25 protein-coding genes and 1 pseudogene are annotated in these 24,784 nt (G+C 70.3%); 9 read left to right on the forward strand and 17 right to left on the reverse strand.

Going from position 1 to position 24,784, the window contains the following annotated elements; genetic code table 11:
- The first annotated feature begins 14 nt into the window (after nt 1-14).
- Nucleotides 15-794: an alpha/beta hydrolase gene (locus ABZ823_RS05920; protein WP_361654164.1), complete on the forward strand. Its 780-nt coding sequence runs from the start codon at nt 15-17 to the stop codon at nt 792-794.
- 39 nt (nt 795-833) lie between these two features.
- Here ABZ823_RS05920 and ABZ823_RS05925 read toward each other — a convergent pair whose 3' ends face one another.
- Nucleotides 834-1,214, reverse strand: a complete 381-nt coding sequence (locus ABZ823_RS05925) for a MerR family transcriptional regulator (protein ID WP_361654166.1) — start codon at nt 1,212-1,214, stop codon at nt 834-836.
- Between the two features lie 57 nt (nt 1,215-1,271).
- On the opposite strand from ABZ823_RS05925, the gene ABZ823_RS05930 reads away from it, so the two are divergent.
- Both ABZ823_RS05930 and ABZ823_RS05935 read left to right on the forward strand, forming a co-directional pair.
- Nucleotides 1,272-2,462: an MFS transporter gene (locus ABZ823_RS05930; RefSeq protein WP_361654169.1), complete on the forward strand. Its 1,191-nt coding sequence runs from the start codon at nt 1,272-1,274 to the stop codon at nt 2,460-2,462.
- A 69-nt stretch (nt 2,463-2,531) separates the two neighbouring features.
- The gene (locus tag ABZ823_RS05935; RefSeq protein ID WP_361654172.1) at nt 2,532-3,410 is read left to right on the forward strand and encodes an NADP-dependent oxidoreductase; all 879 of its coding nucleotides are present in this window, start codon (nt 2,532-2,534) and stop codon (nt 3,408-3,410) included.
- A 60-nt stretch (nt 3,411-3,470) separates the two neighbouring features.
- On the opposite strand, the gene ABZ823_RS05940 is transcribed toward ABZ823_RS05935, so the two are convergent.
- From ABZ823_RS05940 to ABZ823_RS05970, 7 genes and pseudogenes are all read right to left on the reverse strand, one after another.
- Nucleotides 3,471-3,911, reverse strand: coding sequence for a MarR family transcriptional regulator (locus ABZ823_RS05940; protein WP_361654175.1), 441 nt, complete (start codon nt 3,909-3,911; stop codon nt 3,471-3,473).
- Between the two features lie 133 nt (nt 3,912-4,044).
- Complete coding sequence (locus ABZ823_RS05945; RefSeq protein ID WP_361654178.1) at nt 4,045-5,259, reverse strand: sulfotransferase; 1,215 nt, start codon at nt 5,257-5,259, stop codon at nt 4,045-4,047.
- Nucleotides 5,260-5,403: 144 nt separating this feature from the next.
- Nucleotides 5,404-6,186, reverse strand: a complete 783-nt coding sequence (locus tag ABZ823_RS05950) for an HAD-IB family hydrolase (RefSeq protein ID WP_361654181.1) — start codon at nt 6,184-6,186, stop codon at nt 5,404-5,406.
- Nucleotides 6,183-7,280 carry an oxidoreductase gene (locus ABZ823_RS05955; RefSeq protein WP_361654183.1) on the reverse strand — a complete coding sequence of 366 codons (1,098 nt, stop codon included), beginning with the start codon at nt 7,278-7,280 and terminating at the stop codon, nt 6,183-6,185. The genes ABZ823_RS05950 and ABZ823_RS05955 overlap by 4 nt, the downstream gene beginning before the upstream one ends.
- 50 nt (nt 7,281-7,330) lie before the next feature.
- Nucleotides 7,331-8,305: a ScbA/BarX family gamma-butyrolactone biosynthesis protein gene (locus ABZ823_RS05960; protein ID WP_361654186.1), complete on the reverse strand. Its 975-nt coding sequence runs from the start codon at nt 8,303-8,305 to the stop codon at nt 7,331-7,333.
- Between the two features lie 285 nt (nt 8,306-8,590).
- Complete coding sequence (locus ABZ823_RS05965; RefSeq protein WP_361654189.1) at nt 8,591-11,023, reverse strand: SpoIIE family protein phosphatase; 2,433 nt, start codon at nt 11,021-11,023, stop codon at nt 8,591-8,593.
- A gap of 36 nt (nt 11,024-11,059) precedes the next feature.
- Nucleotides 11,060-11,356: pseudogene (locus ABZ823_RS05970) on the reverse strand (ATP-binding protein); the annotation flags it as partial.
- Between the two features lie 87 nt (nt 11,357-11,443).
- Here ABZ823_RS05970 and ABZ823_RS05975 point away from each other — a divergent pair.
- The 3 genes from ABZ823_RS05975 to ABZ823_RS05985 all read left to right on the forward strand — a co-directional run bounded on the left by ABZ823_RS05975 (nt 11,444) and on the right by ABZ823_RS05985 (nt 13,331).
- Entirely contained in the window at nt 11,444-11,773 is a 330-nt protein-coding gene (locus tag ABZ823_RS05975; protein ID WP_361654192.1) for a hypothetical protein, read from the forward strand.
- A gap of 355 nt (nt 11,774-12,128) precedes the next feature.
- Entirely contained in the window at nt 12,129-12,569 is a 441-nt protein-coding gene (locus ABZ823_RS05980) for a hypothetical protein (RefSeq protein WP_361654195.1), read from the forward strand.
- Nucleotides 12,570-12,911: 342 nt separating this feature from the next.
- Nucleotides 12,912-13,331 carry an SsgA family sporulation/cell division regulator gene (locus ABZ823_RS05985; RefSeq protein WP_361654198.1) on the forward strand — a complete coding sequence of 140 codons (420 nt, stop codon included), beginning with the start codon at nt 12,912-12,914 and terminating at the stop codon, nt 13,329-13,331.
- 309 nt (nt 13,332-13,640) lie between these two features.
- Here the strand turns inward: ABZ823_RS05985 and ABZ823_RS05990 are convergent, their stop codons facing one another.
- Both ABZ823_RS05990 and ABZ823_RS05995 read right to left on the reverse strand, forming a co-directional pair.
- Nucleotides 13,641-14,267, reverse strand: a complete 627-nt coding sequence (locus ABZ823_RS05990) for a TetR family transcriptional regulator (protein WP_361654200.1) — start codon at nt 14,265-14,267, stop codon at nt 13,641-13,643.
- 367 nt (nt 14,268-14,634) lie between these two features.
- The gene (locus ABZ823_RS05995; RefSeq protein ID WP_361654203.1) at nt 14,635-15,270 is read right to left on the reverse strand and encodes a TetR/AcrR family transcriptional regulator; all 636 of its coding nucleotides are present in this window, start codon (nt 15,268-15,270) and stop codon (nt 14,635-14,637) included.
- A gap of 137 nt (nt 15,271-15,407) precedes the next feature.
- On the opposite strand from ABZ823_RS05995, the gene ABZ823_RS06000 reads away from it, so the two are divergent.
- From ABZ823_RS06000 to ABZ823_RS06010, 3 genes are all read left to right on the forward strand, one after another.
- Nucleotides 15,408-16,553, forward strand: a complete 1,146-nt coding sequence (locus tag ABZ823_RS06000) for a VOC family protein (protein ID WP_361654206.1) — start codon at nt 15,408-15,410, stop codon at nt 16,551-16,553.
- A complete protein-coding gene (locus ABZ823_RS06005) occupies nt 16,550-17,524 on the forward strand; it encodes a fumarylacetoacetate hydrolase family protein (protein WP_361654209.1) in 975 nt (324 codons plus the stop codon). The genes ABZ823_RS06000 and ABZ823_RS06005 overlap by 4 nt, the downstream gene beginning before the upstream one ends.
- A 265-nt stretch (nt 17,525-17,789) precedes the next feature.
- Nucleotides 17,790-18,155 (forward strand): hypothetical protein, encoded by a 366-nt coding sequence (locus tag ABZ823_RS06010; protein WP_361654211.1) that lies wholly within the window; start codon nt 17,790-17,792, stop codon nt 18,153-18,155.
- 126 nt (nt 18,156-18,281) lie between these two features.
- On the opposite strand, the gene ABZ823_RS06015 is transcribed toward ABZ823_RS06010, so the two are convergent.
- From ABZ823_RS06015 to ABZ823_RS06045, 7 genes are all read right to left on the reverse strand, one after another.
- A complete protein-coding gene (locus ABZ823_RS06015; protein WP_361654757.1) occupies nt 18,282-18,941 on the reverse strand; it encodes a DUF2064 domain-containing protein in 660 nt (219 codons plus the stop codon).
- A gap of 5 nt (nt 18,942-18,946) precedes the next feature.
- Complete coding sequence (locus tag ABZ823_RS06020; protein WP_361654214.1) at nt 18,947-19,741, reverse strand: glycosyltransferase family 2 protein; 795 nt, start codon at nt 19,739-19,741, stop codon at nt 18,947-18,949.
- 138 nt (nt 19,742-19,879) lie between these two features.
- Nucleotides 19,880-20,560: a methyltransferase domain-containing protein gene (locus ABZ823_RS06025; RefSeq protein WP_361654217.1), complete on the reverse strand. Its 681-nt coding sequence runs from the start codon at nt 20,558-20,560 to the stop codon at nt 19,880-19,882.
- On the reverse strand, nt 20,557-21,060 hold the full coding sequence (locus ABZ823_RS06030) for a hypothetical protein (protein ID WP_361654220.1): 504 nt from the start codon (nt 21,058-21,060) through the stop codon (nt 20,557-20,559). The genes ABZ823_RS06025 and ABZ823_RS06030 overlap by 4 nt, the downstream gene beginning before the upstream one ends.
- Before the next feature lie 2 nt (nt 21,061-21,062).
- Nucleotides 21,063-22,334, reverse strand: coding sequence for a molybdopterin-dependent oxidoreductase (locus ABZ823_RS06035; protein ID WP_361654760.1), 1,272 nt, complete (start codon nt 22,332-22,334; stop codon nt 21,063-21,065).
- A 396-nt stretch (nt 22,335-22,730) separates the two neighbouring features.
- Entirely contained in the window at nt 22,731-24,101 is a 1,371-nt protein-coding gene (locus ABZ823_RS06040; RefSeq protein ID WP_361654223.1) for a glycosyltransferase 87 family protein, read from the reverse strand.
- Nucleotides 24,102-24,272: 171 nt separating this feature from the next.
- On the reverse strand, nt 24,273-24,644 hold the full coding sequence (locus tag ABZ823_RS06045; protein ID WP_361654225.1) for an MmcQ/YjbR family DNA-binding protein: 372 nt from the start codon (nt 24,642-24,644) through the stop codon (nt 24,273-24,275).
- Nucleotides 24,645-24,784: the final 140 nt, after the last annotated feature.

The following is a 24,784-nucleotide window of genomic DNA, read 5'->3' on the forward strand; positions in this document are numbered from 1 at the left end:
AGAGACGAAGCGCCTTGGCCACCGCTCACGTCCACGGTTCGCCGATTCACTACACTGCGCGAGGCAACGGCCCCGGTCTGCTGCTCGTCCATGCCACCGGCACCGACTCCGCGACCAACTTCGGCCATATGGTCGACTCCTTCACCGCCTGGCGAACCGTCATCGCCCCCGACTTGGCGGGCAGCGGCCAAACCCCCCTGGGCCGCTCCCCGCTGACCGTCGACCTCTTGGCCGACCAGGTGATCGCGGCCGCGGCGGCGGTGACGGACGACCCCGTCGACGTGGTGGGCTTCTCCCTCGGCGCGGTCGTCGCGGCGGCCGCCACAGCGGCCCACCCCGACCGCGTGCGCCGTCTGATCCTGCTCTGTCCGTGGTCACGCAACGACGATCCACGGCAGCGCCTGCTGATGGATCTGTGGCAGCGGCTGCCCCACCTCGACGAGCGGGCCTATCGGGAGTTTACCGCGCTGTCGGTGTTCTCCGCGCCGTATCTGGCCGAGCTCGGCGCGGAGAACATCAAGGCGGGGGTGGACCTGATCACGGCGGAGACCGGTGCGCTGCGCCAGATGGAGCTGGCCGCCACGGTCGACATCCGCGAGCGGCTCGCCAGGATCGACGTTCCGGTGCTGGTCGTCGGCGCCTCGTACGACTACTGGATTCCCGTGCGGCACGCGCGTGAGACGCATCGTGCACTTGCCGACAGCCGGTACGTGGAGCTGGACTGCGGACACATGGCCGTCTTCGAGCGCCCGCTCGAAGTGGTGCGGCTCATCCAGGACTTCATCGACGGATGACTCTGCGCACCGTCTCCTGCGCCGGACCGGACTGCCCGGTCAGGCCGACGGCAGCCCGGCCGTGGCCGCGACGGGGTGCGCACTGATGACGGAGTCGAGCAGGCTGCGCGACGCCTCCAGGGCGTCGATGGAACGCGTGATCCGCTCCCGCTCGCGGCGCAGCTCGGCGACCAGGTCCGAACACACCGGGACCAGACGCTCGTCCTGCTCACGGACGCACGGCAGCACCTTCGCGATCGTGTCAGTGGTCAGCCCGGCGGTGAGCAGCATCCGGACCCGGCGCACGGTGTCGACGTCCTTCTCGCAGTACACCCGGTAGCCGCTGGGCAGCCGCTCGGGTGTCAGCAGCCCCTGCTCCTCGTAGTAGCGCAGCAGTCGCTCGCTGACCCCGGTCCGCCGCACCATCTCGCCCATGCGCATGGAGCCACCCCTCGCCGACTTGACTCTCACATTGATGTCAGACTCTAGCGTCACCTTATGAAAAAGAGCTCCGTGATTCTCGCGGCCCTGTGCGTCAGCGTGTTCGTCGTGGGGACGTCCGAGTACCTCATCGCCGGACTGCTGCCCCAAGTGGCCGAAGACCTCGGCGTCTCCGTGGGTGCCGCCGGACAGACCGTCACCGCGTACGGGCTCGGTGTGGTCGTCGGTGGTCCTGTCATGACCCTGCTCACCGCGCGCCTGCCGCGCAAGGGCCTCGCCCTGTCGTTGATGCTGCTCTTCGCGGCAGGCAGCGCAGTCAGCGCGTTCGCCGGCTCCTACGAGGTCCTGCTGATTGGCCGGGTGCTGTCCTCGCTCAGCCATGCGGCGTTCTTCGCCCTGTCGCTGGTGGTCGCAAGCCGGGTCGTGCCCGAGGAGCGGGTGGGGCGGGCGACTGCGGCCGTCGTGTCCGGCCTGACCGTGGCGACCCTGCTTGGCGTGCCGCTGGGGGCGCTGCTGGGCGAGCGGACCACCTGGCGCACGCCGTTCGTCGTACTGACGGCGCTGACGCTGCTCGGCATCGTGCTCCTGGCCGCGGTCCTGCCGCGTCAGGAAGCCGAGTCGGCGGGCGCCCGAGCCGAGATCAGGGTCATGGCCCAGCGCCCGGTGCTGCTCGCCATCGCCACCACCGCCATCGGATTCGCCGGCGTCGCCACCGTCTTCACGTACATCGCACCGCTGCTCACCGAGATCACCGGATTCCCCGCATTCGTCGTCTCGGTCCTGCTGCTCGCCTACGGCGGCGGTAGCTTCCTCGGCAACATCATCGCCGGACGCCTGACCGACCGGGCCCCGGCCGCCACCCTGCGCGGCGTCTTCGCGGCGCTCGCCCTGCTGCTCGCCCTCACACCCTTGGCGGTCACATGGAAGCCAACCGCCGTCCTGGCCGTGCTGCTGCTGGGCTTGCTCGCCACCGCCACCATTGCTCCCCTGCAGGGTCTTATCCTGCGGCACGCACAGCAGGCACCGACCCTCGCTGTCTCGGTCAACGTCGGGGCCTTCCAGCTGGCCACCGCCATGGGTTCGGCCGCCGGCGGCGTCATCGTCGCGGCCGGCGCGCTGCGCTGGACCGGACTGGCGGGTGCTGTGTTCAGCGCTCTCGGCCTCATCGTCTCGTGCTACGCACTGCCCCTGCGGTCCAAGACCGCCCCTGGCGCCGCCACAGAGACCAGCGCCGCCACCGCGGCCTGATTCCACCGGTTTCCCCCCGATTCACCGCCGTGCACCCTCATTCCCCTTTGATCCCAAGGAGTTCTCGTCATGCGAGCTGTGCAGATCGATGCCCATGGAGGCCCGGAACTGCTGACGGTCCGGGAGATCCCCGATCCGAAGCCCGGGCCCGGCGAAGTCTTGGTGCGGACGGTCGCGAGCAGCCTCAACCCGGTCGACTGGAAGACCCGGGCCTGGGACGTGGGGCCCGCCTTCCCGATGACACTCGGCTGGGATCTGGCCGGCATTGTTGTCGAGAGCTCGTCGGCCGAATTCGCCGTGGGCGACCGGGTGATCGCCATGTCCGCTCAGGTTGCCACGGGCCGCGGCACCTGGGCGGAACTCGTCAGCCTGCCGGAGCATCTCCTCACCCGCGCTCCGGCTGCCCTGGCTCTCGCGGAGGCGGCCACGCTGCCGCTGGCCGGGACTACCGCCCTGCAGGCCCTTGCCAAGCTGGGGCTGAAAAGCCGTAGCCGCCTGCTGGTCACCGGGGCCGCGGGTGCGGTGGGAGGACTGGCCGTCCAGATCGCGAGGCAGGTCGGGGTCACGGTCGATGGTCTGGTATCCCGGCCCGAGCACGCGCCGCAGGTGCGGGAACTCGGCGCGGAGAGCGTGGTCCACCGCGTGGCCGATCTGCCCGGGGGAACGTATGACGCGGTGCTCGACACCGCAGGGGTGGACGTCTCCGCGGCGCTCGCCGACGCAGCGCTGTACGTTTCGATCTCCGACGAGCCCCTGCCGGCCGTTCCGGGCGCAGCCAAGAGCTATGTACAGGAGAACAAGAAGGATCTCGCCGAGTTGGTGGAACTGGTGGACGCCGGTCGACTGCGGGTGCGCGTGGCGGAGCACTACCCCGTGACGGCGGTGCGCGCGGCCCACGAGAGCTTCGAGGCGGGCGGACTGGCCGGCAAGGTCGTACTGCTTTTCTGAGGCTGCTCTGTCCCGCCGCTCTGGTGTGGGGCCCCGCGAGGTGGCCCCACACCGCAGGCATTATTCAGCTGGGCGGATCCTGGTGAGGAACGAGGACAGGGACGGGGACAGCGCCGCCATCTCGAACGCGGTCTGCAGCTCTCGGCTGAAGGTCTGCGTGTACAGGTCCAGTTGCTCTCGCCCCAGATCGGTGAGCTGGATGACGATGCAGCGCCGGTCGTGCTCACTGGGTGCGCGCTTGACCAGTTCGCTGCGCTCGAGGCGAGCGGCGACCCGGCTCAGCGTCGACTGGTTGACGCCCATCTCCTCCGCGAGCTCCTGCATCTGCAGGGCCTTCGCGTCGCTTTGCCGGATGGTGCTCAGCGCAATGAAGTCGGTCAGGCCGATGCCGTGAGAACGCATCAGCTTGCGCTCGAGGATCTGGGACATGTAACCGGACAACCGGGAGAGCTGCCACCACAGCTCGATGTCGCGCTCGCGCTGACGGGACACTGTCGTCACGGCCCATCCCCTTCGGGCTCACTCCGCCTCGGCGGTGTCGAGAGCCTCTGTCATATAAAGCTCCCCGTAGCGAGACCTTAACACATGCAGAATCAAATATTAATAGAAGGGACATGCATGGTTGGGTCGAATCTCACAGCTCCTGAACCCCCCAGCGCCGACAGTACCTTCCCCGATACTCGTTGAAGAGACCGGGAAGTCCCTCGTTGAGGAGGTGGGGGTGCCCGCGGTCAAGGCCCTCCTCCGGAAACCGGGAGAACTGCCTGCACTGCTCCAGGGCACGCCGTTCCACACTGGTCGGCAGCGGTGTCCCCAGGAACTCGCAGATGCGCCGCAGCGTGAGCAGAGGCGTATCCACCAGCTCCGGGTAGGTGACGTCGAGGACCTCGGCGCCGATCGGCAGGGCTTCGTGCCACTCGGGCAGGAACAGGGTCGACAGCAGGCGCCCGGCCCATTCGGCAGTGACCTCCCGCGGGTCCACCCGGTGGGACCAGGCACGGCGGCGCAGGATGCTGGTGCCGACCACATTGGACAGGGAGGCCAGGGGGTCCCTGTGCACCCGGATGACGCGGGCGGTCGGATAGATCCTGAGAAGTTCCGGGAGCTTGAGCGAGTGGAACTCGTTGACCAGCACGGGAACTCCGCCGCTGACCCGCTCGAGAATGACGGTCAGAGCGTAGCGATGGAATTCGTAGGCGGTGGTGGCGTCCTGAGCCTCAAGCCAGTCCGCGTAGCCCGGTATTCGGTACTCCAGCGAGGCCGACGGCGTGTGGAAGGCATACGTCAGCAGCAGGTGGTCTCCGTACGGAGCCCCCAGGTCCGGGGGCCGAAAACCACTGCGCTGGCCCAGGCGCGCCCACAAGGCGTATTCGAACGGGTCGTTGGGGGGACTCGAGCGCCAGGGGCGCCACTCCATACCGGGGGAGAGGATCTCCCACAGGGAGGGGATATTGAGGGCGGAATGCTGGCTCAGGAGCCGCTGGAGGCGGTAGAGCCCCGTGCCCGGCAGTCCCAGCACGAACACGGCGTCGTGACCATGCAAATGGGACTCGATGTCCTGACGCTCGATGAGTTCACGCACCGTGAGCTGGTTGGCGAGCGCGGTGACGAGTCGTCGGCGGGCGATCGCCAGTCCGGTCGGGGTGAGATCGGCCTCATCGGCGAGCGACGCGGTGAGCCGTGCGTATGCGGGGAGGAAACACGGGGGAAGCGAGCACGCTTCGCCCCGTTGCTGCTGCACGGTCGTCAAGACCTCGTCCAGCGCGAACGGGAAGTTCGGCCGCCGCAGGCTCGGCGCGATCTCGACCTCGTCGTTCGTCTTGCAGGATAAAGCGTGCCGGCCTGTCATCCGTACCCCCGATGCGACGCCGTGGTGGCCTGGTTCCCATCGACGGTAACGCAAGGGCACGCTCCGCTACTGATTGCAGAACCAAACGTAAGATCGAACACAGTCGAACACGTCTGGTTACGGGGACGACTCGGCCGTACACGGTCAGGCGGTATGTCGGCCGCCTCTGGGCCTGCGCGGCAGCGGTCCGGTCCGCGCTGACAGTCGCTCCCAGTCCTCCCGGCGGGCGTGATCGAGCAGCACGGGGTCTTCGCCGATCACTGTGGCGCGCCCCACACTGCGCAGCAGGGACAGGTCGCTGGAGTGGTCGCCGTAGGCGAAGCAGTCCCGGGTGCTGAGCCCCGCCTTGGTCAGGAAGGTGTGGACCGCCTCGGCTTTCGCCTCGCCGATCATGGGACGCACCGTCTCTCCGGTGAGGCGGCCTGAGGCGTCGGTGAGCTGCTCGGTGCACAGTATGTCGTCCGCGCCCAGATCCTCCGCCAGCGGTTCGAGGCAGGCCCGGTGCGAGCCGGAGACCAGCACGACGGCATGCCTGGCAGCGGAGTGCTCGTACAGTGCGGACACTGTGGCGACGACGAATGCGTCCGGATGGCTGCGGTAATCCTCGTACCACCCCCGGCCGGCCGCCGCGAGCCGTGCCTCAGGCAGGCCGGCGAAGGCGCGGTAGTAGTCCTGATTGAGCTCCGCGCGCGAGCCTCCCAGCCGGGCCCGGGCAAGCAGAGTGGTGAGGGGCGGCAGTGCACCGGGCTCCCGGGCCGCCCACCAGGACCAGAAATCGATCATGCTCTTGGCCGAGATCAGGGTCTCGTCGACATCGAAGAACGCCACCCGGCGCGCGGGGCCCAGTCGTGTGCTCTGCGGAGGGAACGGCTCGGTGGACATACGGCTGCCGGGGGCGGTGGCCATGGTCGCGGGCGGACGAGTCATACGACGCCTCCCAGCTCGATGCGGGCGCAGTCCTCGGCCGCGGCATCGGCGTCCAGGGCCGCATGCGCCGTCACGGCAGTCACGTCGTGCCAGAGACGTTGCATCGTATTGCCCTCCACCAGGCCGCGGGCACCGCTGGCGCGGAAGAGCGCGTCGACAGCTTGCGAACACCGGGCTGCCGCCGCGGTGGCGTCCCGCCGACACTCGGCGACGGAGAGCGATGTCACGTCGGCGCTGTCCGCGCGTTCCGCCACGTCGGCCAGGAGCAGCCCAGCGGCATGGATCTCGGCTGACGCTTGTGCGAACGTGCGCCGGGGACCGGCCGGGAGGCTCCTCCCCGGGCCGTCGGCGGCGACCCGCATGCGTTCCACTGCCTGGGTCATCCAGGCCGAGCGGGCACTGCGGGCGGCACCCAGGGTCGGGGCCGCGAACATCAGCGCCGCCACCATGGGGTACGGCACGCTGTGGCAACGAGCGGCACCCGGCCGCGAAGTCGCCAGATCGGCAACGGTGAATGAGCGGTGGGCGGGCACGAAGACGTCCTCGGCCGTGACGGTGTTGCTGCCAGTGGCCCGCAGTCCCAGAGAGCGCCAGGTGTGGTGCACGTCGACATCGGCCCGGGGGACCGCGAAGATACGGTGCTCGTGATTTTCACCCGGTCCGTCCACAGGGGGCGTCCAACTGGCGAGGAGCACCCAGTCCGCCCAGTCGATCCCGCTGGCGTAGCCCCAACTGCCGGTGAGCCGCCAGCCGTTGTCACAGGCGGTCGCTCGGCCGCTCGGCGGCACGACCGCCGCCGCGATCCGGACGTCCGGCGACGACGCCCACACATCGTGCTGGCCCTCCTCTGGAAGATAGGCGGACAGTCGCCCGTGGGCCGCGAACAGGGTGGCGCACCAGGAGGTCGAGGCGCATGCTTCGGCTGTCTCGAGGGCGGCGTCGAGGAGTTGACGGAACGTTCCCGCTCGGCCGCCCCAGCGTTCGGGGACGAAGTGTCGGGCGAAGCCGGCCTCGCTGATCGCCTCGGCGACGTCGCCGGTGAGACGGCTGTCCTGGGCCATCTGCGCTGCGTCCCGCGCGGCGGCGAGAACCACGGGCCCCGGTATCGGCGACTGCTTCAACATCTTCGTGGACGAGGACCCGCTCAGCACGCGGACGCCTCCCCACGGGCTGGAAATGTCAGATGGGCACGGACTACTGTCCGGTCTCCCTGTTCGACAGTGACGATGAAGGCGCGGTGGCCGTGAGCGGCGTTGGTGGCGGCGACGAGGACCGGCGCGTCGAGATCGCAGAAGCACTCGAAGTCTGCGACGAGGCAGGAGGGGTGCGTGCCTCGGGCCGGCCCCGCAAGCCGGGTGTCGGCCGCGTGCGCCGCTTGCCGGACGGCTTCGATCAATACCATGCCAGGAATATGGTCCGACTCGTGGTCGAAGAAAACCGGGTGGGTACGGTCCATGGCCAGAACCCAGGCCTGGTCCGGCAGGCCCGCGGCCTCGGCCAGGAGAACGTCGCCCGACCGCCGACGTCCCACCACCTCCGGTGACACTCCGATGGTGGGCAGCGTCGCGAGGTTACGCGAAGTAGCAGTGGGTGTCGGGCGGTTGCGCATGCGCAATGCCGCGTACTGCCGGGCGGGCAGGATGTTCCATCGCACCGCGGCGTACGCGTGACGCACTCCGTCGACGATGACGTCGGCCTTGATCGACATGGCGGCACTCCCTGACCTGCGCTCGGTGTGGGTGCAGGAGATGTCCAGCGTCGTGGGGACGGCGGCGCCGGCCACATGGGGCAGGCGGGGTGAGGTTACGTCGACCTCGAACCGGCTCAGAACGAACGCCCACCCCCGGTCGGGTATGCCGAAGAATCGATGACTGAGATGAATCGCGGCTTGGCGGACCGACTCCAGGACGAAGTTCGGATCGCCGGAACCTGAGGAGTCGGGCTGGTAGAGCAGGTGGTCGCCGGGCCAGAGCGCCGCGACGAGGAAGCGGTTGTCACCGATCTGTCTCGCGTCGGTCAGGAGCACTTGGTCGCCGACTGCCTTGTGAACGGCGGCCGGGGGGAGGTGCTGATGGCGCGCTAAGAACGTGTCGTGGGCCGACTGCAGTGACACGGGCATCCTCGGGTGGTGGGGCCCTGACCGGGTTTCCCGTATTCTTGCATGGTCATGGAAAATTCGTGTACTCGTACGGGTATTGGACGGGCCGCTGCCCCCTTCCCTGCGGGTGGTCTGCCCACTGGGCACAGTCGGGGATCTTGAAGGTCCCAGGTCATTTGCCGTCCAAGCTCGATTAGAGGTAGTGCCCGGCTCGGGGCGCGAGGCGTCAGGGCGCCGGTACGTGAGGTATCTCACCGTGGGGCCTGCTGCTGGCTCGCGTTGCTTGTCGGGGAACCCGCGGACGGATCAGCGGGGACCCTCGATGAGCTGTTCGGACCAGATGGTCTTGCTGTTCTGTCCGTGGCGGCAGCCCCAACGCGCGCCGAGTTGAGCCACGAGGAACAGGCCGCGTCCTCCCTCGTCGGTGGTGTGGGCGCGCCGCAGGCGGGGCTGGCTGCTGCTGGAGTCGGTGACCTCGCAGACCAGAACGTCATGGCGGATCAGCCGCAGCTCCGCCGGCGGACGACCGTGGCGGATGGCGTTCGTGACCAGTTCGCTGACGATGAGTTCGGTGGTGAAGAGGAGGTCGTCCAGCCCCCACCTGGTGAGCTGACGGGAAGTCCATTCCCGGGCCTCGCAGACGGCGGCCGGATCGGCCGGGATCTCCCAGCGGGTGGTGTCCTGCGCCGGGATGGCGCGGGTGCGGGCCAGCAGCAGGGTCGCGTCGTCGCGACGCGTCTGGTTCCGCAGGCCGGCGAGGACGGCCCGGCCGGTCTCGTCCAGGGCGCGATCCGGACGGCAGGACGCGGCGAGAGCATCCGTCAGGCGCCGCAGGCCTTGGTCGATGTCGTGGCCGCGCCGTTCGACCAGGCCGTCGGTGCAGAGGGCGAGGACGCTGCCCGGCTCGAGCTCGATCGTGGTGGTCTCGTACGGCATGCCGCTGAGGGCCAGTGGTGGCCCCGGGGAGATCCCGACGGCCTCGGCGGTTCCGTCGGGCCTGAGCACGACGGGTGGCGGGTGCCCGGCACTGGCCATGGCGCAGCGCCTGGTGACCGGGTCGTAGACCGCGTACAGGCAGGTGGCGCCGATGACGTCGTGGTCGCCGGGTGGGGCTTCGGCCGCGAGGCGCTGGACCAGGTCCGCGATCCGGGTGAGCAACTCGTCCGGCTCCAGTTCCAGGTCGGCGAGGGTCTGGATGGCGGCGCGCAGACGGCCCATGGTGGCGCTGGCGGCCATGCCGTGGCCGACCACGTCCCCGGTGACCAGGGCCAGCCGCAGGGAGGGCAGGGCGATGGCGTCGTACCAGTCGCCGCTGATTTCCGCCCCGCCGCCCGCGGGCAGGTAGACGCCGGCGGTCTCGGCTGCCGGAGTGTCGCTCGTCGCGGGGGGAAGGAGGCGTTGCTGCAGCGCCACGGCCGCCCGGTGCTCGCGCGTGTAGCGGCGGGCGTTGTCGATGGCGAGCGCGGCCCGCGAGGCGATCTGCTTCATGAGATCCGCCTCGTCCTCGGCGAACGGGTCGGATCGGCCGCAGCGCCAGACCGATATGTTGCCGAGGATGAGGCCGCGGGCGTACAGGGGCGCCACCATCACCGCATGGGCGTCTCGCGGGAGGAAATCCTCGGCCGACTGTGGGCCGCCGATCAGGGCGACCATGTCGTCGCGGCCGTAGACGACTGTCCTGCCGTGTTGCGAGCTGCGCAGGAGGGGGTGGTCGGACAGTGGGGGGACGGGGTTGCCGCGCCTGATGCCGGCCGGCCACCCAGCGGCGGCCGGCGCCAGGGCCGCGTTGCGCAGACGGAGATCTCCTCCGCCTACCCGCTTGGGGGGTTCGTCACCGTCGAACACGGACTGCGCAAGGTCGACCGTGGCGAGATCCCCGAACGCGGGTACGAGTACGTCCGCAAGGTCCTGCGCGGTGCGCACGACATCCAGGGACCCTCCCACCTGCTCGGCCACCTCACGGGCGAGGTCCAGAAGACGGCGGGCGCGCAACTGGTGGGTGCCGTCGACGTACAGGGCGGCGACCCCTGTGGGGCGTCCTCGGGCGTCCTCCAGCCGGAACGCGGACAGCGACAGCGCGTGCCGCCGCGCCGGATCGTGCCGTCGGCTCACCTGAAGGCTTCTGCGGACTGCCGGGGCGCCCGTCTCGAGCACCTGGCGCAGTACCGCCTCGATGTTCTCGGCGTCCGCGTCGCACAGCACGTCGTACAGCCGGGTGCCGGGCCGTACCGGACGGCCGTCGGGAGTGTCCGGCGTGGCGTTCGTCTGCACGGTGATGAGATCCGTGTCGTGCAGGGCGACGGTGATCCGGTCCTGTGGGGACAGCGCGCGCAACAGCGCTGTGCCGTGCTCGTGGTCGGCGACGTGCGCACGTGCCGCCAGCACGAGGACCTCCGCCGAGCCGTTCACCTTGGTGGTACGGAAGACGACGTCGACGGTGTTGCCGCACCGGTGTCGCAGCCGTACCCGGCCGGATGCCGGCATCTTCGTGACATTGCGCAGTGCGTCGGGGACGCCGGCCACCAGGTCACGCACGGGGCGGCCGCAGACCTCCTCGGCGGTGAACCCCGTCAGGTCCGCCGCTGCCTCGGTCCACCGCACCACCGCGCCCCGGCCGTCGAGCACGGCGGCCGCCAGGCCGGCGAAGACGCACGCGCTGCCGCCGGGAGGGGCCTCGGAGACGCTCAGCGGCTTTCGGGGGGTGCCCACCGAGTCGGTGTCATGTGTATTGCTGGCCATTTTCGGACTTCCCTGCATGAGCATGGGGCGACGAGGTCACATCGCGATGGCTGTGGGGGGCAGGTCTTGTTCGGCCCAGACCACCTTGCCGTCCGCCCCGGAGCGCGAGCCCCACCTGCGTGACATCCGAGCGACGAGGAAGAGGCCGCGGCCGTACTCGTCGAGGGTGCGGGGATGGCGGGCGCGTGGCTGGCTGGTGTTGGTGTCGGAGACTTCACACGTCAGAACGCGGTGCCGGATGAGCCGTAGGCGGCTCGGGCCGTCGCAGTGACGGATGGCATTGGTGACCAGTTCACTGACGATCAGCTCCATGGGCGTCACGATGCGCTGGAGGAGTACGCGCAGGCCATCGGCGAACGTCTGCACGGCCTCGACGATCCGGCCGAGCGCCTCGCCGGCGGTGTCCGGCTCAGCACCCGCATGGCTGGGGCACACCCCGAGATCATGCGCATCCTGTGTCACAGCGGGCTCGGCCGCATCTACGCTGCCAGCGGACTGGCTCCGAGTGCCAAGCACGACGTGGAGCGGGGCATAGCCTCGGGCCGCTTCACGGCCGTGGTCGACCCGGTCGTGGTTCTGGTCGCGCTGAACGGCAGCCTGCTGGCGCTCCTGGAGCTGTGGTTCACCCAGCCGGAGGCGGACAACAGCCCGGCCTCGGACAGCATGGCCGAGATGCTGCTGCGCATGCTCGGCCTCTGCGCGGACGAGGCCCACGACATCGCCGGGCGCCCTCTTCCTGCCGCAGCGTGAACGGCGCCGCTGGCGCGTACGCCCCAGCCGCCAGTCGGCGTCCGGATCCCGGCGCATCGGCAGCTCGGTGGTGTCCGCCGTCGCCAGGTCCCTGGCCTCGTGCGGCCACGCCGGGCCGGTCCCACGGGCGTGCGGGCCGGCCTTGGTGCGGTCGTGGGCGAAGGCCGAGCAGGTCGACGAAGCGCCGGCGCGGACCCTCTTCGGCGAGATGCCCTCGACGCTTCCATACATCGTATGGTAGAACTTGAGGGTGCTTCCATACAGCGTATGGAAAGCTGCTCGACAACGCCGGGCCGTCTCACGCGCCTGCACAAGCAGCCGTTGGTGCGGACCGCGCCGACCGGAAGGAAAGACCATGAAGAAGCTCACGAAGCGCATCGCTGTCACCGTGTCCTCCGTGGCGGTCGCAGGTGTCGCCGTCCTCGGTGCCGGGGGCACCGCTTCGGCCGCGACTCCTGCCTCCGCCCACGTCGAGCGCCCGGCCGTAGGGGTCAAGGCCGACGGCTACCGCTGGGACCACGGTGTCGGCTATCTGCTCGAGCAGGGCTACTCCTGGGACCGAGACCACGGCCGGCGCCGCAACGACCGCGTCACCCGCTCGGCCCGGTACGGACGTGACGGTCACTTCCACCGCTGGGACGACAAGGAATGCGGGTGGAAGTCCGATTGGTCGTACCGGCACGACCGGAACTGCTACGAGCACGACGGCCGGGACCGGCACCACCACGACCGGAACCGCTACGAGCACGACGGCCGGGACCGGCACCACCACGACCGGAACCACGCTGACCGGTGAGACGGGTGCCGCTTGTGCCCGGGCTGTGCGCGTCGTCGTGTTGCCCGCCGGAGGCAGGGACGCGACCGCCGGCCCAGGCGTCAGCGGTGCCTGACCGCCGCCCAGGCGGCCGGCTGAGTGAGGGCTTGTCCCCCTCAGCCCCGCCTGCGGACACCCACCCCGGGTCGGGGGCTCGCGTCGGCCCATTGCCTCGACGCCACGAACCATGCGGTCCGGTGATGCCGTCGGGCGCCCGGGCCCTGCTGTAACGCCTCTCCTTTCGTCGCCTCTTCGCCACCGACCCGAGGCGGTCCGGCGACGGGGCTCAGCCGAGGCAGAGGCGCCTTGTTGGAGTGCAATTCGATGGAATCTCTGAGAACCGTGGTGCGCGCGGTGGTCGTGCAGCTTGTGATCTCGCGGGACTACTCGCTGACCTTGTGCATGCGCCTGCGGTACGAGCCCACTGATCCCTATGTCGTCCGTGCCTGCTTTTTCATCGGCAACGAAGAGCCGGTGGAATGGGTCCTGGGCCGTGATCTTCTGGCTGACGGCCTGAAGGGTTCGGCAGGCGACGGGGACATCCGGATCTGGTCGGCCGTCGGCCGTGGTGACCCCGCGATGTACATCACCCTCGGGTCTTGCGGGGGCACCGCCTTGCTCGAGGTTCCCGTACGGGACGTCAAGAACTTCCTGGAGAACACGGAGGCTCTGGTGCCGCGTGGCACCGAGTCCGGACGCATCGACTGGGACAGGGAACTGGCGCACCTGCTCGCGGGCAACTGAGAGAGGCTCGCGGCAACTCAGGGAAGCCCCCACCTGCCTCGGCCTCCCAACTGCCCTGCCGGACACATCTGTTGCACGCACACTCCGGTGCCGGTCCGGCCGTTGCGGCATCAGTCTGCGCTCCTCGGCTCATGCCACGCCTGCGATCTCGGCGGCGGCACGACGCCGGAAAAGCACAGCGGCCGGGTCGGCGTCCCGGCCACGACGACCGACGGCTCAGGACACCGATCCCGACCGGAGCACGACTGGAGTGTCAGGCGTTCCAGTGCGCCTCAAGGACTGCAGCAAGCTCGGCCGGCGCCCAGGGACTCAACGGCCGGCGGCCTGGCCGTCGCGATCGGGGGTGAGCCGGCTTTCCAGACCCGTGATGATCGTGTCCAGCACCAGGCGGAAGATCCGCTCCTCATCGGGGTCCGAATTCGTGGATCCGTTGTCGTCGGCAGTGGGGGCGATGAGGGGCTTGATGTTCGCCCACTGGTGGAGCGCGCCGTTGAGTTCGGCGGTGAGGACACCGGTGACGACGGCGCATACGACGGCGGCGGTCTCCGGGATCTTCGAGAGCGGCACCCCTGCGGCGTCCAGGATCGCGGTGAGCGCGACCAGGAACGGGTCTTCGCGCTGGATGAAGTCCGGCTGGTGGCTGAACGAGTAGGCCATCAGCTTGGGGTGGCGGTGCGCCAGCGTCCGGAAATCGGTGGCGAGCAGGCGGATGCGTTCCTGCCAGGGAGCGTTCTCCAGCGTCACGGTGCGGAACTGGCTGCCCACCATTCTCGTCACGCCGCGCAGCACGGCCTCTTTGTTCGGCACGTGGTGGTACAGCGACATCGGGTTGGCGTCCAGCACGGTCGCGAGTTTGCGCATGGTGAGCGCCTCGACCCCGTCCGCGTCGATGAGCCGCAGGGCGGCGGCGTAGATCCCGGCCTCGGTCAGAGGCACGTCTCTCTTCCGGGTTCCCCGCGGGGGACGCTTCGGCTTTTCCATACCACGTAAGGTATCAATTTCGTACGGTGTATGGAATGAATCTGGTGGCGGTGCTTGCTCGCGCGGCCGGGGTTGCGCTCGACTTTCCGTACTGCGCACGGTACCGATTCCATACGACGTATGTTTCGTGGTGCACCGCGGCATCGACGCGGTGCGGTACCGAGTGCACAGCCGGCCCTTACGACACGGTCACCAGCCTCGGCTCGCCCACCGCGGGCGTCGACGCGGCCCTGGCGGCCATGAGGTAACCCTCCGAATGCGAGCACGCGGGGGCCCGGAGTCCATCTGGACGCCGGCCCCCGGTGGTGAGCGGGGGTCGCGCTCAGTCGAGGTCGGGCAGGGGGCGTCGGGTGACCTCGTGGGCGTCGTCCGAGGCGAGGCCGAGCATGCGCAGAACCATTTCCGCCAGGTCCGAGGCGGCCTCGTCGCCGTCGAGGTCCGGGCGGGCCAGCCTCAGCGCGACGAGGGACAGCAGGGTCCCGCCAATGGCGGAAAGGGCCGCGGTGGGGTTGGTGCAGGTGAAGCGGCCCGAGGCGATGCCGATCTCCACGTCGCGCAGGGCTCGTGGAGCCAGTCCCCGTTCGGAGTGAATCTGGGCCAGGCCGCGATCACGCAGGATCCGCATGAGTTCCGGGTGGGAGTCGGCCATCCGGGCGGTGAGCCGGAAGCCTGCCGCGACGAGCTCGGCCGGGTCGTCGAACCCTTCCACGCGCTCGTCGATGACCTGGCCGAACTCCTCCAGGGCGTCCGTCACCGCGGCGTCGAACAGCTCCGTCTTCGATGCGAAGTGGTTGTAGAAGGACCCGAAACCCACGTCCGCGCGCTCGGCGATCGCCTGGATGCTGGCGCTGGTGTCCCCGGTCTCCGCGAGGATCTGCCGCGCCGCACGGACCAGTGCCTGGCGGGTCTCGGCACGGCGTCGCTCGAAGCGGTTCTTGGGCGGGGCTGACGTCGGCATACGCCGAGTGTAACAACCGCAGCGATGGGTCTTCCATTACTGATGAGAGCATCAATTATTTGGGCCAAAGCTATTAACGATGGGTAACAGCAAAGTTGATGATTTCCTCATTACGGCAGTGTTGCTTGGAGGACACCATGTCCCACGTTGGCGTTAACAAGGCCGCTCCCCCGACGCCCCACCAAGACCTCCACAGCGAGCAGGGCGCCCTGCGCGGCGAGCATCCCGGGCGCTCGCGCAATCCCGTGATCAAGGTGGCGGATCTGGCCTGGCTGGAGTTCGAGAAGCCCGACCTCGACCGGGCCGAGGTGTTCGCCCGTGACTTCGGTTTCGGGATCAGTGCCCGCACCGAGCGGGAGCTGTGGCTGCGCGGCTCGTTCGCGGGCTCACCGTGCATGGTCATCCGACGCGGGGGTGCGTCCCGCTTCATCGGGCCGGCGTTCCGAGCGGCCGAACGGGCCGATCTCGACCGGCTGGCCCGCGCCACCGGCAGTACCGTCCGCGACACCGGCGCCCCGGGCGGTGGGCAGTCGGTCACCCTGCTCGACCCCTCGGGCTTCCCGGTCCGGGTCGTCCACAGCGCCGAACAGCTGCCCGCGCTGCCCGGGCAGCAACCGCTGATCCTCAACACCGGCACCGAACACCGCCGTACGAACGCCACCCAGCGACCGCCACGCGAGCCCTCGCGCGTCCAGCGGCTCGGTCACGTGGTGCTGGAGACGCGCGTGTTCCTGCGGGCCCTGGACTGGTACCTGGACACCCTGGGGATGATCGTCAGCGACTTCCTGTTCCTTGACGGGCAGCGCGAGCGCGGCCCCACCATGGCGTTCATCCGCTGCGACCTGGGAAGCGTGCCGGCGGACCACCACACGCTGGCCCTGCACCTGGGCCCGGGCAACGGTTACGTCCACTCGGCCTACCAGGTCACCGACCTCGACGCGATCGCGGCCGGTGGGGAGTACCTGGCCGAGCGCGGCTACCGGCGCAGTTGGGGGATCGGCCGGCACATCCAGGGCAGCCAGCTCTTCGACTACTGGCGCGACCCCGACCACTTCATGCTGGAGCACTTCGCCGACGGCGACCTCTTCTCCTGCGACCTCGAACCCGGCTGGGCGCCGATGTCGGCGAGCGGTCTGGCCCAGTGGGGACCACCGGTCACCCGGGACTTCCTGGGCACCAACCCGTCCCCCGCCAAGCTCCGCGAGGTCATGACGGCCCTGCGCGGCGACAACGAACTCGACCCCGCACGCCTGCTGGGCCTGATGAAAGCGATGAACTCATGAGCACCAACGTTCTGCGCACCGCTGGGGGCACCTCCCGCTCGAGCGGAGCCGAGAGTGGGGGAGGCTGGTGGGCCGTCCGCGACGAGCGCGCCGTACGCATCGAGACCAAGGCCGTCACCACCGCCGAACTGCTCGCCGACCGGGGCGCGATACAGGAGGCCGCCTCCTCCGCCGACAGCGGCACGCCCGTCGCCGACCTGGTGGCGCTGCCTCCCGTCACCACCCCCTGCCGGGTGGTCGCCCAGATGGTCAACTACCGCAGTCACGCCCGCGATTCGGGCTTCACCGGTGAGATCCCGCCCACCTTCTTCCGCAAGGCGTCCGGCTCGGTCAGCGGCCCGCATGACACGATCGTCCGGCCCGCGCACGTGAAGTTCCTCGACTACGAGGTGGAACTCGGCCTGGTCATGGGCGCGACCCTGCCCGTGGGCACGGTCGTCGAGGAGCGCGACCTGCCGCACTACGTCGCCGGGCTGGTCCTCACCAACGACGTCAGCGCCCGGGACGTCCAGCTGACCAAGACCCAGTTCTACGAGAGCAAGTCCTACCCGACCTTCACACCGACGGGACCCTACCTGGCCCTGCTGGAGCCCGAGGACTTCGACGATCTGCTGAACCTGCGGCTGCGGCTGTCGGTCAACGGCGAGCCGCGCCAGGACCGCACGCTGGCCGACATGATCGTACGGCCCGCGCAGGCGCTCACCCTGCTCGCCCGCTTCCAGACCCTCGACCCGGGCGATCTGCTGCTCACCGGCACACCCGGGGGCACCGCCCTGAAGGCCCCGCCCAAGCCGGTCGCCAAGATCAGTGCCCTGTTGCCGCCCGCCATGAAATGGAAGGCGTTCTTCAACAGCCAGGCCAAAAACCCCCATTACCTGCGCAACGGTGACGTCATCACCGCCACGATCGCCACCCCTGACGGCCGAATCGACCTCGGCGAGCAGCGAACGTCTGTCACGGACGCCCCATGAGCGCCGCACCACCGTCGCCTCATTCTGGTGGCTCAACGCCAGACAGGGGCGCCTGAAGTCCTGGGAACCTCATTCCTTCGCAGCCATCTCCACCTACTCCCTGGCTCGCCTGCGGATTCCGCTCGTCCTTCACAACACCGGTGCCAAACCCATCGTCGTCCAGGATCTCAGGCTGACCTTTCCTGACGAGCCCGCCTCTCATCTGCCACTCCTGTGGTCGTCTTCACCATCACGTCTCGAACCCGGGCCGGACGAGGAACCGAAGTTGCCGGCCGGATTCGTTGTGGCCGGCAGACAAGCGCAACAACTCTTCCTCGAGTTCGAGGCACCGTTTCCCGGATTCCTTCCCGAGGCCCGCGACTACACGGTCCAAATCCAGGTGGGGGTTGGCCACCGCAAGGGGTGGCGCCCGCTTCTGACGTTCCCCTTGAGGGCCACCAACATCGTTCACCCCGACCGGTGCACCGTCTACAACAACGGACTTCTCGAACTGACGAAGGAAGACCGGCAAAAGGCGGACGCCGCGCTCCTTGAGTTTTTGCACGAGCAGGACAAGGACGACTCCGCCCAGGGTGAGACCAGGCGGCGGGACTCTTCGAACGACGAGGGCAGCGCCGGCAGAGACCCCTAGGCCCGGGAAGACGGTCAGGAGTTCAGCCAGGGCGAACGTGCCGGCGCCCAGCGGTCACGAGTTCGTACGCCGCCGTCCGACCGCCGGTGGGCGCGTGGCCCGCGCCCACCCTCGGGCCGCCCTTGCTCACCGTGCCGCCCTCAGCCTGGCCGCGAACCGCGAACCCGGCGGGCAGACCGCCGCGACCGCGGCCGCGTCGGCGGCGGTGTCGACGTCCCGCAGCGGAGGCAGATCCCGCACCCGCAGACCCGCGTCGGTGAACCGGCGGCGCTGGATCTCCCCCGTGCGGTCGGTGGACATCGGCACGCCCAGGATCAGCGCGGGAGCCAGTGCCGCCTCGGCCAGCCCGAGAGCCCAGAACCCGCCGTCCGCTGCCGGACCGAACCACGCGTCGCAGCCCTCCCAGCCGTCGGACCGCAGAGCGGGGGCGAGGAGTTCCGGGGTGACCTGCGGTGTGTCCATGCCGACCAGGAGCGCGGGCCCGCCACCGCAGCCGGCGATGCCCACCGCCAGCCGCTCGTCGAGACCGCTCGAAACCTGCGGCACCACATCGAAGCCGTGCGGCAGCCATGGGCCTGACGCCCCGTCGAGCAGCAGTACGCGCCGCCGCGCCGGTGCCCGGAGCAGGGCGTGCAGCGTGTCCTCGAGCGCGGCCTCGGCGAGCTCCGCGGCCTGAGCCGGGCTGTACGGCGGGGTGAGCCGGGTCTTGACCCGGCCCGGCAGCGGCTCCTTGGCGATCACCAGCAGGGTGACCGGCCCCGCCGGCGCGGCGTCGTGGCCGGGCACGCCGGTCACCGGTCCGGCTCCTCGGTCCGGGCGGTCGTCCCCGGGTCCCGTACCACCGGAGGCGAGGGGCGCCCCGCCGCCTCCGCCTCCCCGGCGGATCTCCGCGCCACCCCGTGCGGGGGCGGCTCGTCGAGCACCGCTCGCATGTCGCGCACCGCGTGCCAGGCGCCTCGCCATGTCCCGGTCACTTTGGACCGGCCGGTCCGTGGCGCGTACGGCACGTCCACCTCGCGCACCCGCCAGCCCGCGTCGGCGGCACGGACCACCATCTGGAGCGGGTAGCCGGAGCGCCGGTCGGTCAGGCCGAGGCTGAGCAGCGCCTCGCGGCGGGCGGCCCGCATGGGCCCGAGGTCGCCCAGCCGCAGACCGGTACGGCGGCGGATCATCCGGGCCAGCACCAGGTTGGCGGCGCGGGTGTGCGGCGGCCAGGCCCCTCGCCCGGTCGGCCGGCGGCGCCCCAGCACGAGGTCGGCGGTGCCGTCCAGTACCCGCCCGGCGACGAACGGGAGCAGCGCCGGGTCCAGGGAGCCGTCGCAGTCGCAGAAGCACACCACGTCGGCGGTCGCGGCGAGCAGCCCCGCATGACAGGCGGCGCCGAAGCCTCTGCGCGGCTCGCGTACCACGTGGGCGCCGAGGGAGGCGGCCAGTTCGGCCGAGCCGTCGGTGGAGCCGTTGTCGACCACGATGGCCCGGCAGCCGGGTGGGACACGCCCCAGGACCCAGGGCAGGGCGGCGGCCTCGTCGAGGCAGGGCAGCACCACGTCGAGCGCGGAGGGGGGAGTCCCGGTCACCCTTGACACCCTACGAATACGAAACGGACATACCGGTGCATGACTGCTGACGAAACGCGGGCGTCGAAGGCGGGGAAGCGGCGGTGGCCGAACGGCAGCCGGACAGCAGAGCGCGGTCACCGTCGCCGTCGTGGCGCCGGCCCGGCCTCAACGGGGTCGCCGCGGCCCCGAGCCGTGAGGGCCGAGCGCGAGAAAGCAGCGGTGATCGCTCGTCCATTGGCCGGCGACGCTGAGGGACAGCCCTTCGGCGACCCTGTGGAGCGCCGGCGCTCCCAGACGGGCCCAGGGGAAGGACGGGCCCCGGTGGCCGTAGTCGTCTTCGAACCAGGCCGTGCCGGTCTCGTCGATGTCGTGCGGGTCCACTTCGACGAGGAGGACACCGGTGGGGGCGATGAGCTGGAGGCAGCGGCGCAGCAGTGCGGACGGGTTGCCGCCGATGCCGATGTTGCCGTCGGTGAGCAGGACGGTGTGCCAGCCGCCCTCGGCCGGCAGCCGGTCGAACACCGAGCGGTGCAGGGCGAGTCCGCCGAGGGCGGTGGTCCGGGCGACCGCCAGGGGCGCGACGTCGACGCCGAGGGCGAAGATCCCGCGGCGCAACAGCGCTCGGCACAGCCGTCCGGGGCCGCAGCCGATGTCGAGGACGGGGGCGGTACAGCGGTCCAGCACGGTCTCGTCGGCCGTGGTGGGCGGCGCATGCCAGCGTTGCACGGGCATCCGGATCCGGCGTCCGTCCGGCAGCCGCAGGTACACCGGGCCGTGGCCGGTGCGCAGGATCAGTGTGTAGGGATCGCTGCCGGCGCTCGGCGGCCGGTCCTCGTCGGTCGTCATCGCGGTGCCTCGTGGCCGGGGGCGGGCCGTTGCCCCTCGCTGCGGGCGGCCCGGCGCACCCGGCGCAGGCGCAACGCCAGGGCCACCGCGGAGGCGCCGAACAGCACACCGGTGATGGCCAGCCATCTGCCCAGGTAGATGTCTTCGGGCAGCCCGGCGGCGCCGGTGTAGGGGACGGCGAGAGCGAAGACGAGAGGGAACCAGACGAGCAGGAGCACACCGGAGAGGAACGCGGGAACGCGCAGGTGGTTGATCCACGGCAGCTGCGGTACGCGGGTGGTCCGGTGCCGCAGCACGGCGGGCGCGGCCAGGTCGGCGAGCGAGTACAGCGGAAGCAGGATCAGGTCGTGGAGGATCGCCGCGCCGACGAACCAGACCGCCACGGCGAGCGGCCGGACGGCGAACAGGCGCACCATGGCGTAGCCGGTGAGGGCGAAGGAGCAGATCAGAACCAGCAGGTGCAGAGGGGTGGAGCCGTACCAGCGGACGAAGCGTGCCATGGTCACGTCCTGAAGATGAGCCGGTGCACCCACTTGGTGTTGTTCACCCCAGGGTTGGCCGGGACGATGATGCGGGCCGGGAAGCCGTGATCGACCGAGAGGTCCGCGCCGTTGACGCGCAGGGCCAGCAGCGCCCGGGGGTCGTGGATCTGGTTGCCCCGTAGCACCACCGAGCTGTAGGGGCCGGGCGGCTGGACGGATTCCACCAGGACGCTGCCGGCGTGGGGCAGCCCGGCCATGGCGGCCAGATCGGTCAGCCGCAGCCCAGTCCAGTGCTGGTCGGCGGTGGACCACCCTTCCACGCAGGCGATCGGCAGCGCGGCGGCATGCCGGCGCATCACGAGGAGCTGCCCTCGGGTGAAGACCAGGGGCGGCCCGAGGCCGCGGACTTCCAGCCGCCAGCCCGGGCCGATGCGCGCCGGGTCGACGCCGACGGCCGCGGCTGTCTTGTTGATCTGGAAACCGTTCGGGCCGCGGCCCGGATCGCGGTTGTGCGGCGCGAGCAGAGCGCTCTCGCGGAGCCGGCCGCCGATGCTCTGCCCGGCTGTCACCACGAGCAGGAGCAGCGATCCGGCCCCCACCATGCCCACCGCGCCGCGACGGGTCATGGTCGGTGCCTGGGGGGCGACCGGGACCAGGCCGTCGGGGTCGGGCGGCTCGGGCCGGGTATGGGCGAGGTCGGTGCGCAGTTCGGCGGCCAGGCTGCGGGAGCGCAGGGCGCGCGTCATGCGGCCGAGCCTGATGCTGACGTGGACGACGAAGGCGGCGATGAACACCCAGGCCCCGTAGAAGTGCAGGGTGTAGAAGGAGCCCGGGAAGACGTAGAAGAGCTGGATGTTGAAGATGCCGGTGACGAACTCGAAGATGACACCGCCCACCAGCATCAGCAGGGACAGCCGTTCCAGACCGTGCGCCACGGTCCGCACCGGCGGCCACTCGAACAGCTTGGGGATGACGGACCACAGCTTGGCCAGCAGCACCGGCACGAGCACCACGCCCAGCGTGACATGCACGCCCTGGGTCAGCCGGTACAGCCAGTACGGGTGCGTGGGCCAGGCGAAGAGGTAGAACCCCAGCAGCCCTTTGTCCGGGGTCTGGTCGTTGAGCGGACCCAGATCCGGGTTGTAGGCGGCGTACGACAGCATCCCGGTGATGAAGATCAGCGGGATGCCGACCAGCAGAACCAGGCCGAACACGGACGTCAGCCAGGGCCCGCGGATCGGACTGCGCCAGAACCCGGGACGGAAGGGCCCCGGCGGCGGGGGCGCCTGCATGGCCCGCCGAACGACCGCCCTCATGCCGGCGGTGGCCCGGCCGGCGAACGCCGCCGCGGCGGCACGGAGGCGCTCGATGCGCCCCGGCGCCTGCTCCTCGTCCGGCGTCGGGGGCCGGGACCCGCCGGGCGGCCGCGAGGCCGGCGGCCCGCCGCCACTGTCCATCGGCCGTCTCCTTGGTCAGACGTTTCCCAGGGGCCTGAGAGCTCCGAACAAAAAGGGAGCTCCGACCCCATGGCGTGATCAGCCCGTGCACCTCAGGCACGTACAAGCTGGCACAGGTCCCGGCGCCCGGCAGCCGCTGGAGTCCACCGGGGTGTCCGCCACCGGCCGGACGGGCGAACCTGCCGCTCTGCCGGCCTTCCGCCGCCGGACGTGGTCGGCCGCCCGCCCTCCTCACAGCCCGATGCCGGGCTGCGCCACCCGGGGACGGGCGCGCAGGAGCGCGCCCGCGCACACCACCGCGGCGGCCAGCCCATAAGCAGCGGCCTGGGCCAAGCCGCCCCAGTGCAGCGCATCGCCGATGTACAGCACGGTGCCGGCGGCGGGGACAGCGAGCCACTCCCAACGGCCCCCCAGCGCCACCAGGGCCACGACGAGCAGTGCGTACCAGTAATACGCGGGCGAGGTGAGCAGCAGCGCGGTGCCCGTGACCAGCAGCGATCCCAGCCATGGGCGCTCCGGATCACCGCGCCGCAGGACGTACACCGCACTCAGCGCGATCAGTATGGCGGCGGCCGGAGCAGCCCACACATCGGGAAGAAACCGCTGCAACAGCGCGAAACGGCCGACGGCCGCGCCCTCGTAACCCTCCTCCCGCAGGTAGCCGGGAAGGTAGCCCAGGACCGTGGAACCGGACGCCAGCACATACGGCAGATAGGCGAGCACCACGACGAGCCCTATCGGGAGCAGTACCCACGCCACCCGCCGTAACCGGTCGCGGGGGCTGAGACCGGGTCCCATGACCCCGGACAGCGCACCGGGAAGAGCGAGTGCGGGCAGCAGCTTGACGGCGATCGCCGCCCCCATCAGCGTCCCCCGGCGCACTCCCGCCGTGCCGAGCGCCGCCACCGTCAGCAGGACACCGAGTGTGTCCACATGGGCGTCGTTGACCGCGGCGAACGGGACCGCGGGACACCATGCCCACAGCGCCACCCGCCGGGGATCACCACGCTCACGCCGCTGGACCAGCAACAGCACCACCGTCGTGGCGACCGCGAGCACCGCACCGGCCAGCTGAAGCGGCTTGTGACGCCCGCCTGCCGGAGAGACGGCATGCAGCAGCAGGAACCACCCCTCGGCCAGGGGCGGATAGATCGTGTGCACGGACGGCCTGTTGATCCGCGTGCACACACCCTCCACGGAGCGCAGGTCCCATCCTTGGCAAGCGGTCCGCTCGGGGAACAGCCAAGGGTCGCGCAACCGGCTCAGCCGGGCTGAGTCCGGCGGATACGCGTAGGGGGAGATCCCCGCGGCCTGAACCCGCCCGTCCCACGCATAGCGATACATGTCGTCGCTGGTGCGCGGGGGAGCCGACAGAGCCGCGGCGCACAAGGCGACCCCTTCGGCGACGATCAGCGTCACCGCGGCACGCACCGGCACCTTTCGCACCGCCCATGCCGCCGCGGCGAACAGCACCCACGCGGCCGCGTACCCGTACAGCAACGCGGCCGGACGGCCCAGATCGCCGCCGACGCGGACGGTGACGGCGACAACGGCGACGAGAGCGGCGAGCAGTGCCGCCGTACACAGCGTGCGTCCATTCACACCGACACGGTGACAGCTGTGAACGTGCCAGACGCTTCGCAGCGCCGCATGTCCCAGGGATCAGGCCTCGTCGCCCTGCGGAGGTGTCGCGGTCGCCCTGCTGAGGTTCTCCAACCTGGGCCCGAACAGTGACCGGTCTGGTGACATCACGTGACTTTGGGACCCGCCCGCTCAGGCGCGGTCCAGGCGCAGGCGCAGGCGCGCGGCCCGTGGCAGGCCCGCGACGACCAGGTCGTAGGAGTCCTCGATGAGTTCCCGGACCAGACGGTCCGGCAGTTCGCCGTCCACCGTCACCGTGTTCCAGTGGCGCTTGTTCATGTGCCATCCCGGGACGATCAGCCCCGGGTGCTCACCGCGGAGGCGCAGCGCGTCCTCCGGGTCGCACTTCAGATTCACCGTGAGCGGGCGGGCCTCCAGGCTCGCCAGGGCGAACGCCTTGCCCTGCACCTTGAACACGGAAAGCTCCCGGGCAGAAGGGAAGGGGAACTCCTCCACAGCCGCGTTGAAGGAAAGGCAGAAGGACCGCAACTGCTCGGGGGTCAATCCGGAGCCTCCTCGTCCTTGGCTGCAGGGCCCGCCGGAGCGCCCCGGCCGGGACCGAGCGCGAGCGTGAGCGCCTGGCGGACGGCACACGCCCATTGGACCACGCCCGACCGGAAACGCCCCCGAACGCACCTGTGTGC

It is taken from the genome of Streptomyces sp. NPDC047079, assembly GCF_040643755.1.
In the GTDB taxonomy this organism is placed as follows: domain Bacteria; phylum Actinomycetota; class Actinomycetes; order Streptomycetales; family Streptomycetaceae; genus Streptomyces.